Raw genomic sequence first — 10,350 nt, 5'->3', positions numbered from 1 at the left:
CGTTTGTGTTGTCAAATCACATATAAAGATAAGATCCGAGATATTAATGTTCTTCGAGCTAATAAAGGATTAAAACCTGTCAGAAAAGCAAATACAGCTGGCAGTATTTATGCTCGTTGGTATCTTGTTTATCAGGATCTTTTAATCATCATTGAGTGCCAAGTGGCTTTAAATAAAAAAGGCCCAGGTCTACCAGCTGGTATGCGTGACCTATTGTTGTACCATCTAGCAAACGCTTTAAGTTGGTTTACTATATCAGATGCACTAGAAAATGAAGTCGCTGAGTGTGCAAGAAAATTTACTCCAAGCTTGTCACATCAAGAAGCTCTTTCTTATTGTTCAAGTGTAATCAACCGAGCCAAAAAGACCCAAATTGAAGGTAAAGAACATCGTTATCGCTACAGACGAGAAACGATTTATCGTGAGTTAGAGGATCTTATTCCTGAAGAAGTCTTACCACGCTTAAGGGCTATTATTCCAAATGAATTGGCAAGAGAAAGGAAGTTGGAAAGAACGTTGGAATCAAGACGAGAAAAAGGGATAGCTGAACGGGCCATCTATCGTGAAAGTCTTCAGACCAATAAATCTAAAGCGATTAAATTAAAAGCCCAAGGTTTAAAATATAAGGAAATCGCATTAGAACTAAATCTATCCATTGATACTATTAAAGGGTATTTCAGGAAAGGTGTATTGGTATGATGCCTTGTATAGTGGCGCGTGTCAGGCGTTTACTGCATTTGATTTGTTATGCTCTCTCCCCTTTCACAAGCTGGTGAAGCTTTATATGTTTAATAAGGAGCTTCACCATCTTTTTACAGTTAATATTTATTGAACTAATTTCATCAAACTACCAAAACTATCAATCACCGAATAATGAACTACATCCTCCAATGATTGATTTTCTTGATTTAAAGTAGCAAAGAACTTTTTAGCACTTTCAATTTTACGTTGCTCCTTTTCCCGTAGGTCACTGTCCAGCATTGAGCCTTTAGTTTCTGCAACGAAATAGATTTGGCGTACTTTGTCTTTATTGAAAGCAATTGCCCAGTCGGGATTATAGCTACCGAAAGGCGTGGGGATCAGGAAGCGATCAGGGAGTTTAGCGTAGACGACCACCTCATCTGCACCATCCAGCTCTTCGACAAACTTACGTTCATTATCAGAATCGGTGACTACGTAATCCCAGATATGACGTTCTGCCTTGTACGACTGTAGTGGAATATTCTCATTACTCACAAAGATTTCATTGTCAGGATAAGTGCTATCTAATGGATTATATTTCAGTCCTTGAATGACCATTTTTGCTTGCTGTTCGCTGATGATACGACTTATTTCACGAATGAAAGCTTCTGGATTCAACTTAAACTGTGCAAATACCGCAGCGTTAATTCCCTGTAAGATACGTGCAACCGTTTTACGAGTCAGTTTCGTATCTTCAGCAATATTACCAATCAGGTCATAGGTCACTTGAGACTGAATAGAAATATTTGCAACTTCAGTTTTTGATGTCACTTTCCCAAACATTTCTTTGGCTTTGACTTGCTCATAGGTGGATTCATCATTCTGCGTTGCTTCCGCAAGTTTATAACTCAACGTTTCCACAAATTTGTTGTTGCGCTCTTTAGCCGTACGTTCAACAGCACTAATGCTTTCCTGAATGAGTTTTTCAGAATCTAGATGAATTTGATAAACTGCTTTACGGTTAATACGAGACCATAAAGCCTGGAATTCTTTACGTTCTAAATTGGTTTGATTGATGTTATTGGTCAGCTTCTTATTGCCATCGTCTGCAATGCCTTCCAGAGCTTTAGGATCAAACAGCCCATCAATCAGCTTGTGAATTTGCTCAGTATAAGCCACTAAACTTTCAGGTAATTCTGCTAACGTGCCTTGATCTTTCGCTTCGTGATACTTTGGCGTTAACTGATCATTGTCATCAATATAATCGTGCTTAGACAAATGCTTATTAATCTGCTTTGCCATCAATTCAGTGACTTCAACACTAGACCCATCAGATAACTTAAAGATTTTCCCTTTAAAGTAATCAGGGGTAGCTTGTGTGGGGCGATTCTGAATCGTATTCAGAATTTCTGATTGTAGATTCGACACAAACTCTTTGTAACTTTCATTGGTCACAACTGTGAGATTATTCAGTTTATGAATTTCTCCTAAGGCCCCTTGGAAATGGTTGGCATCCATACGTTCGCCAAATTTATTCACTGCAAGGCGCATACCACGGCCAACTTCTTGGCGACGAGAAATTACATTATCTGAATGCTTTAAAGTACAGATCACAAACACGTTCGGGTTATCCCAACCTTCCCGTAAGGCTGAGTGAGAGAAAATAAAACGAGTTGGCTCTTCAAAGGAAAGTAGGCGTTCTTTATCTTTTAAAATGAGGTCATAAGCGTCTGTATCATTGGATACCTGAGCTTCTTCAGCTTTCTTATCAATTGCTGGATTGGCAAGACGTTTTGATTTCTTATCAATTGAGAAATAACCGTTGTGAGTACGGTCTACCTCAATTGCTTTCAGATAGTCAAAATATGGGTCATTTTCTAAGTTTAGATCCTCAATTTCATTGAGTACCTGTTGATACTGTTCCTTGAAAATTTGAACATATTCGCCATCTACAGGATTATTATCCTCATCATATTGACGATATTTTGCCACTTCATCAATGAAGAAAAGACTCAGGACTTTAATACCCTGATTGTATAACTGACGCTCTTTTTGAATGTGTGCACGAATCGTTTCACGGATCTGAATGGTACGCATGATCTTTTCATCAACATGCCCCAATGCTTCACCTACATGAATTTTGGTACCATTCAAAAAAGTAACCGAGTTATCTCGTGCATCAATGTCTGAGACGACATAACGGTCATTGTATTGTTCAGCCTTATTGGAAATATCGTAAAGGTTATCGCCTTTACTAACCTTTCTGACTTCACGCTTAAAACCATTCTTGGTTTCTATCTCAATTTCCAAGCGAGCGACAGGTGCAGATTTAGATACGATGATGTCCTGTAAGTATAAATACCCATGTGTACCTGTTAAACCTTGTACTTCCACACCTTTTACAGTGATTTTTTTCACAAGTTTTTGGTTATAGGCATCCAAAGCATCTAAACGATAGACAAGGTTATAATTGCGCTTATGCGTTGCAGAATAGCGTAAAATAAATAACGGATTGAAGTTAGATAAAGACTCTAGGGTTTTATCCGCCCCCATTTTTTGCGGTTCATCTAAGATCAAAATTGGACGGTTTCGGCTCACAATTTCTATTGGAATACGACTATTAAATTCATCAAGTCCTTCCATGATAGGTTGACCTGTTTTAGGATCAATTACTGGCAGCCCATTCCGCATCTTGACTTGACCATAAATACGACGGTTATCTTTACCTGTCGCATTAAACGCTTGAACGTTAATCACCATGACATTAATGCCACCATTCGAGCTAAAGCTTTCCAAATGGTGTAATGCTTTGGAATCATAGATAAAGAAACGGGCCTTTTTGCCGTATTGCTCTTGAAAGTGATCAGCCATCATATTCAGGCTTTTGTAAACGCCCTCACGAATAGCAATGCTCGGTACGACCACAATAAATTTCGACCAGCCATACTGCTTATGCAGTTCAAACATAGTACGAATATAACAGTAGGTTTTACCTGTACCTGTTTCCATTTCAATATCAAGGTTTAATGGACTTTTGGTCAGGTTCTTGCCTTTGCCATTATCATCCGTGATGAGTTGAGATGATCTTTGTAATCCACTTGCTGCTTGTACGTCCTGAATGTTTTTCAGTACAGTTTGCAGATCAAAAATATGGTCATTCTCAAAACCAACGTCTGCAATCACTTTTTTAGCCTTACCACCTTGTAAATCCAAGGATTCTTCAAGCATATCAACTTGTGCCGTTGCTTTTTTTGCTTTGGCTGCACCTTGGTCAATCATATAACGACGACCTTCAGAACGTGGTTGTCCTTTAAAGCAATCCACAATCGCTTGTACAGAGTCTTTCTGATACCCAAGGGTTTTAAAACGGATTTCCATTATTTAACCCCCCTTAAAGAAACTTAACTTCGGTATCAGGAGAGAGCTGTTTAAAGCGTTCTTTGATATTGGTTTTATCATGGTCCAGATGAATGGCTTTTTCTGCTGAAACGAAGCGTAAAGGATGATCTTTGGCAACTTCATCAACTACTTCAAAGGTCAAATCATCAAAACAAGCGACAAGGCTATTGCCTGCAACGTAAAAGACTTCTTTTCCTGCAATAGTTTTACGTTCAATCGGTAAAGAAAGTTCAAGCCCCCAATCCAACATGACTTGGAATAACAGATCTTCAGATGTACGGTCTTCTTTAATATTTGAAGCTAAATCCAGCATATCAGCTTGTTTTAAAGCGTCAGGTGTGTAATACACATCCTTCATATTGGTTGAGTCAATTTTTAAAACACGGAAGCCAATATCTAAATTTTCAATGTCTTCTTTTTCTTCATTTTCGGTTAGGATTTTCTGACCTGCACGACGGATACGATCTTTAGATACATCAGCAATAGTTTTATAACCACCCTTATATGCATCTGATGATTCTTCCACTAACTCTGGCAACTGAACTAAAATATTTTTAAGTTTTAATGAGTTTCCATAATTATAATTCAATACAGCATGAGCTAAAGTTCCAGAACCGCAGAAAAAGTCCAAAACGACATCATTATCTTCTAAATTACTTATGGTTAGTAATAGTTCAATAAGCTTTAAAGGTTTAGGGGTATCAAATGGTTTAATACCATCAAAAAGTGCTCTTAAGTTAGAAGATGCATTATCAGATGTACAATCTTTTTCCAAAATAAAAGATTTTAATTTTGTAGATTTTTCATTTCCATCAAGACCTAAATATACTTTTTCAAATAAATCAAATTCATTCCTGCCCGAAACCTGTTTAGCTAGCAAGAAATCCTTCTTTTTATTGAAAGTATCTTTTCCCCATCTCCATCGACCATCTTGCCCATCTGATAATTTAGGTGTAATTACGATGCTGTTTTCATCTATAGGATCAAGGCTTATTGTATTATTTAGCTCTGAATAATAAACAGGATAATACATATTTGGTCTATCTATTCTTAATGCTCCTGAGCCACGTTTTCGTAGACCTTGTAATCTATATCGGCCTTTCTCATCCTCGAACTTATACTCTGACTTTTGCTCATCAGATAATGGGAGACCAGTAGAGTTAAATTTCACACTTTTTTGATACATTAAAACGTATTCATGTGCTGTAGCGATATGCTTTCTGTCACTTCTACCAGCAATATTATTAACAACCGAAATTTGTGAGATAAAATTGGAACTACCAAATATTTCATCGCAAACTTTTCTTAAGTTATGCACCTCATTATCATCAATACTTAAATAAATTACCCCTTCATCCGATAGTAGATTTCTAGCCAACTTTAAACGACTATACATCATACTTAACCAATCTGAATGGAAACGCCCATTACTATCTGTATTCGCAATTAAGCGATTACCTTCTTCATCCACTTGGTTTGATTTTTCAAAAAAAGCATCCGTACTTTCAGCGAAGTCATCTTCATAAATAAAATCATTACCTGTGTTGTATGGTGGGTCAATATAAATCATTTTGACCTTACCCAAGTAATTCTCTTGCAGAAGTTTCAGGGCTTCGAGGTTATCACCTTCAATAAACAAGTTTTCTGTTCTATCAAAATTTACACTCTCCTCACGGCACGGGCGCAAAGTTTTCGCAATCGGTGCATTGGCGGTTAGAATGGCTTCTTTTTTACCGACCCAATCTAGCCGATAGCGTTCTTGCTCACCTTCAACCAAAATTTGTGAAAGTTCTTGTTTAAGCAAATCAAAATCAATGGCTTTTTTCAGTTCGCCATTTTCACCTTGTGCTTCCGTCACACAGTTTGGAAACAGTGCTGCAATTTTTTCGATGTTGCTATCAACAAGGTTCGGGCTGTGCATTTTTAACTTGTCCATCAATATACCTTTATATTTAATTCACTAATTTGTTTAAATCAGATTCAAGTGCATGAATATGCTTATTGAGTTCAACCTTACGATTAAACTGTTTTTCAGTTCTCAACTTGGATTTCAGCTTATCAAGCTGCTTTTGTAAGCTTTCAAGCTGTTGAGCTTTTTGCAATTGAAGTTCAATGGAAACAGATTCATCATCGTCTCCTGAATCTTCGCTTGATGTAATCGGCAATATCTGTGCGATGAAATGTTCATATAGATCAGCTAGTTTTAAGTAAAGGGGCAATTCAACACGATCATGATCTTCTAGCCACTCAGAAGCATAATATTGACCTATCACTGCTTTAGTTTTATCTGCTTGATTCAAACGTTTATAGCTTGCAACAACTTTCACTTTATCTTGATAAACAACTTCAAAAATAATTGGAGTGAGAATGAGCTTATCAATGAAAGATAGTATTGACACATCTAAATCTTCAACCCGACTTTTTACTCGAAAGATTTGAATTTCCTTCAAATCTTCCTGATCTTGGAGGTGAATTGTAGATGAAGCCAACTTGTAAGCCCACCGTATATTTTCCACTTGATCAACAAATAGCTGTTCGATCTTGGTATTGGCTTTTCCTTGTTCATAAAACTTATTTTTCGGAATTAACCGATCCACTTTAGCCTGGGGTGGAAATTTATATAACTTCATGATCAAGATTCTTCAATCACAATAAAACTAATAAGCTCAAAGTCATTTAATCCAGAAACCACATCTACCAACGCTGATGTAGTCAAGCCTGAAAACAAGCTATCAATATCCTTCTCAGCTTTTACGTCCTGAATGGTATGAATCACAATATCCAACAATTCTGAATATTGGCTCATATCTCGTCCATCATTGGTTTTCTCATTAAACTTTTCATACGCTTCAGGAATCGGATGATCCTTTCCTCGACATGCTTTACGTGCTACATCCAATAAATATTTTGCTTGGGTGTAGTCATAAACGACTTCACCGCCTTGATTAATATAAACTAAGTAATATGGATATAGGCGGTTGCTTTGGCTGTTAGGCGACTCAGGATGTCGTGCTCTTAGGGTGAAAATTACTCCCGCATTTAAACCGAGTTCTGGCTGTGCAGGCACAACAGTATGTAGTCCATTCGGTAATCGCTCCAATTCAGGATGCTCTTCCATATAGCCAAGCAAATCCATACGGAAGTCATTCAAACCTAAATCGGTAATAGAAACCCCTGTATTGGCATCTTCCAAATCTAAAACTTCAGTTTGTAGCTTTTGCAATTGTTCACGACGATAGGCAATATCATTGGCTTGAGCACTGAGAACGTTATCATCTCCCGTACTGGTCATATCGACGATCACCATGCGATTCTCGACCCGTTCTCGCAAGTTAATATATTCATCCAGACTAATATCAGGCCAGTAATTAACGAGCTGAATGACGCTGTTTGATGAGCCAATACGATCCACACGCCCAAAGCGTTGAATGATGCGTACAGGATTCCAGTGAATATCGAAATTAATCAAATAATCACAGTCCTGTAAGTTTTGTCCTTCAGAAATACAATCCGTTGCAATGAGCACATCAATTTCTCTGGATTCTTCAGGGAATACGTCTGCTTTTTGCTTTGACTGTGGAGAGAATAAGGTGAGTAAGCCCTGCATATCATAGCTTTGACGGCTTCCTACTCTGGTCTTGATCGTTGAAGTATTGTCACTACCAATCACCTTGGCACTGTGCAGACCATAGCTTTGCAGCAAAATCGGTGCGATATGCTCATAGATATAATTCGCTGTATCCGCAAATGCAGTAAATATGATGACTTTACGGTTACTGGCATTAATTGGGTTCTGAATTTTCTCAACAACATGCGCTTTAAGATGCTGTAGTTTGGCATCCTTTTCAGCGTTAATTGGCTGAATCATTCGCAGTAAACCGAGAATAATGTGGTAGTCACCGTCTAGATCCGTTTTCCAGCTCAATAGATCCATATCGGCCAAATGAATTTTGAGCTTATTACCGATGAGATCTTCAGTATTGAGTAACTCGCCATTTTCATCTTCATCGTAGCCAAAGTCTGGTGAAATACTAACTTCATCATCCGCTTGACGTGCTTCAAAGTCGGCAATTTTAGCAAGTACATTCTCAATATTTTTCTTTAACACATTCAGCGTCAGCCTAAAAGCGTGAACAGAACTTTCTAAGCGTTTCAGTAAGTTAACGGTCATCAACGCCTGTAAGCTTTTTTCACGGTCTACCTGTCTTAACTTACCTTTGCCTTCTACACGAGTATCAAAAATCTCTTCATATTTTCTTAAGGCACTTGGAAAGATATAACTGACTGGTGCATAAACTGACATCTTGATTAAAGAAAGATCTGCATAAATTTGATTCAGAGAAACACTATCCTGATCGGTTGATAATGCACAACGGAATGAAATTGGCTTGAGTCGTTGAGGGAACTGTCCAATATCTTTGGTGTCATAGAAAGTTTGAATGTGCTTTCTTGAACGAGCAATCGTCACGCTATCTAACAGCTTAAAGAAATCGAAATCTAGAAGGTTAAGAATTGCTTGAGTTGTCCGTTGGGCAGGATCTAGTTTTGCCCAGGCATTAAAGCTGGCCTGTGCTCTACGGAATATGGTTTCGATATCACGTTCAGTATCGAGCTTATTTTCCAATAAAACTGCATTGCCTTCATAAGCAAGGGCGAGCTGATTCTTGAGGTCAGTAAAGTGATTATTTACTGGTGTAGCAGACAACATCAGTACTTTGGTTTTCACGCCTTGACGAATCACTTGATTCATTAAGCGGTCATAACGTGTTTCACGATCCTTGAACGTGCCACGGTTGCGGAAGTTATGCGATTCATCAATCACAACCAAATCGTAGTTGCCCCAATTGATTTTCGCTAAATCTATACCTAGGGTTTCACCACCTTTACGAGAGAGGTCCGTGTGATACAGCACATCGTAGCTAAAACGGTCTTTAGCAAAAATGTTCGTGACTAGGTTGGCGTTATAATTCGTCCAGTTTGCTCCCAATTTCTTAGGACATAAAACCAGAACGCTCTTATTGCGTAATTCATAGTATTTGATTACGGCCAATGCAGTGAAGGTCTTACCTAACCCCACACTATCCGCCAAGATACAGCCATTATAGGTTTCTAGTTTATTGATGATGCCTACTGCTGCATCTTTTTGGAAATTGAACAGCTTATTCCATACTAAGGTATCTTGATAACCTGTGAGATCATTCGGCATGACATCTGCATTGATATCTTCCAAGAAGTCTTTGAAGATATTGTAAAGCATTAAGAAATAAATACGTTCAGGTGGATTTTCCTGATAGACAGACTCAATGTGTCGAATAATTTCACTGGTGACATCTTCAACTTTTGAGGTGTCATTCCAAATTTGATTGAATAGCTGAATATAGGTTTGCACCATTGGTTGCTCATCAAAGCAGTTCACCATATTGGAAATCGCATTGCCTCTTTCAAAACCTAATCCCATAGGGGTAAACCCTTGAATAGGCATATAGGTTAAAGATTGCTCTGGTTTTTGAATACTTATGAATTCCTGCATAGGTGCATTGCTATTATTTGACTTGAATATGGCTTTTCGTCGTATCCAATCTGCACATTCTTTAGCAATTGCTTTTTGTGATAACTGATTTTTTAAGTGAATTTCAAATTCTGTTCCATACAGGCTGCTTTCACGGTCTTGTTTAGGAATAACAAACTCACGTTTTTCCTTTTTTAGCTTATCTGTGACGTTATCAGCGACAAAGGTTGGAGATGTAAAAACAAATTGCAGCTCTTCGATCTTTTCTAATTCTTTTTTTAAAGCAGCATAGGCATAGATTGAAAAGTATGAAGCGGCAATCTTTAATCTGGATTTGCTACTGAGATTTTCCCCTATATCTGAACCTAAAGTATTGTTGAGGTTATCAATGAGTTTCATAAGAGATTAGGGGTGAAATATAAAAAGATGAGAAATTATAACAGTATAACAACCCTATACATGCCTCAAATCCAAAGTAAAGTTAGCCCATTTAAAAAGTGTATAGGTGTGATGCCTTGTATAGTGGCGTTAGCCAGCCGTTCCTTTTGCCTGGTACACATGCTTAACCTGGGCCATAGGTTCTCTTCAGATCCTCAGTGATCTTCATTTGAATGAAACCTAAGTTATTACGCCAAAGATTAAAACTATACGCGTACAGCCTTCAGATCCGCAGTAAAGCATTCAATCTAAAAAAGTGTATAGGTGTGATGCCTTGTATAGTGGCGTTAGCCAGCCGTTCCTGTCTTTTTACATTAATGTCT

At 37.9% G+C, this 10,350-nt stretch carries 5 protein-coding genes; 1 reads left to right on the top strand and 4 read right to left on the bottom strand.

The window, feature by feature from the left end; genetic code table 11:
• Positions 1 to 699: hypothetical protein (locus G5T77_RS16685; protein ID WP_205683243.1), on the top strand; the 699-nt coding region annotated here is incomplete at its 5' end.
• A 126-nt stretch (positions 700 to 825) separates the two neighbouring features.
• On the opposite strand, the gene G5T77_RS16680 is transcribed toward G5T77_RS16685, so the two are convergent.
• From G5T77_RS16680 to G5T77_RS16665, 4 genes are read right to left on the bottom strand one after another with little or no spacing between them, the layout of a single operon-like run.
• Entirely contained in the window at positions 826 to 4,059 is a 3,234-nt protein-coding gene (locus G5T77_RS16680) for a DEAD/DEAH box helicase family protein (RefSeq protein ID WP_166137620.1), read from the bottom strand.
• Between the two features lie 13 nt (positions 4,060 to 4,072).
• Positions 4,073 to 6,016 carry a site-specific DNA-methyltransferase gene (locus tag G5T77_RS16675; RefSeq protein WP_166137617.1) on the bottom strand — a complete coding sequence of 648 codons (1,944 nt, stop codon included), beginning with the start codon at positions 6,014 to 6,016 and terminating at the stop codon, positions 4,073 to 4,075.
• A 16-nt stretch (positions 6,017 to 6,032) separates the two neighbouring features.
• The gene (locus G5T77_RS16670; RefSeq protein ID WP_166137614.1) at positions 6,033 to 6,710 is read right to left on the bottom strand and encodes a DUF4391 domain-containing protein; all 678 of its coding nucleotides are present in this window, start codon (positions 6,708 to 6,710) and stop codon (positions 6,033 to 6,035) included.
• Between the two features lie 2 nt (positions 6,711 to 6,712).
• The gene (locus G5T77_RS16665; RefSeq protein WP_121532463.1) at positions 6,713 to 9,988 is read right to left on the bottom strand and encodes a helicase-related protein; all 3,276 of its coding nucleotides are present in this window, start codon (positions 9,986 to 9,988) and stop codon (positions 6,713 to 6,715) included.
• Positions 9,989 to 10,350: the final 362 nt, after the last annotated feature.

It is taken from the genome of Acinetobacter sp. GFQ9D191M, assembly GCF_011174875.1.
Lineage (GTDB): Bacteria > Pseudomonadota > Gammaproteobacteria > Pseudomonadales > Moraxellaceae > Acinetobacter.
This window is presented reverse-complemented; position numbering and strand designations above follow the sequence as displayed.

Coding starts and splice junctions, on each gene's coding strand:
- G5T77_RS16680 (WP_166137620.1), bottom strand. CDS start 4,059: ATGGAAATCCGTTTTAAAACCCTTGGGTATCAGAAAGACTCTGTACAA.
- G5T77_RS16675 (WP_166137617.1), bottom strand. CDS start 6,016: ATGGACAAGTTAAAAATGCACAGCCCGAACCTTGTTGATAGCAACATC.
- G5T77_RS16670 (WP_166137614.1), bottom strand. CDS start 6,710: ATGAAGTTATATAAATTTCCACCCCAGGCTAAAGTGGATCGGTTAATT.
- G5T77_RS16665 (WP_121532463.1), bottom strand. CDS start 9,988: ATGAAACTCATTGATAACCTCAACAATACTTTAGGTTCAGATATAGGG.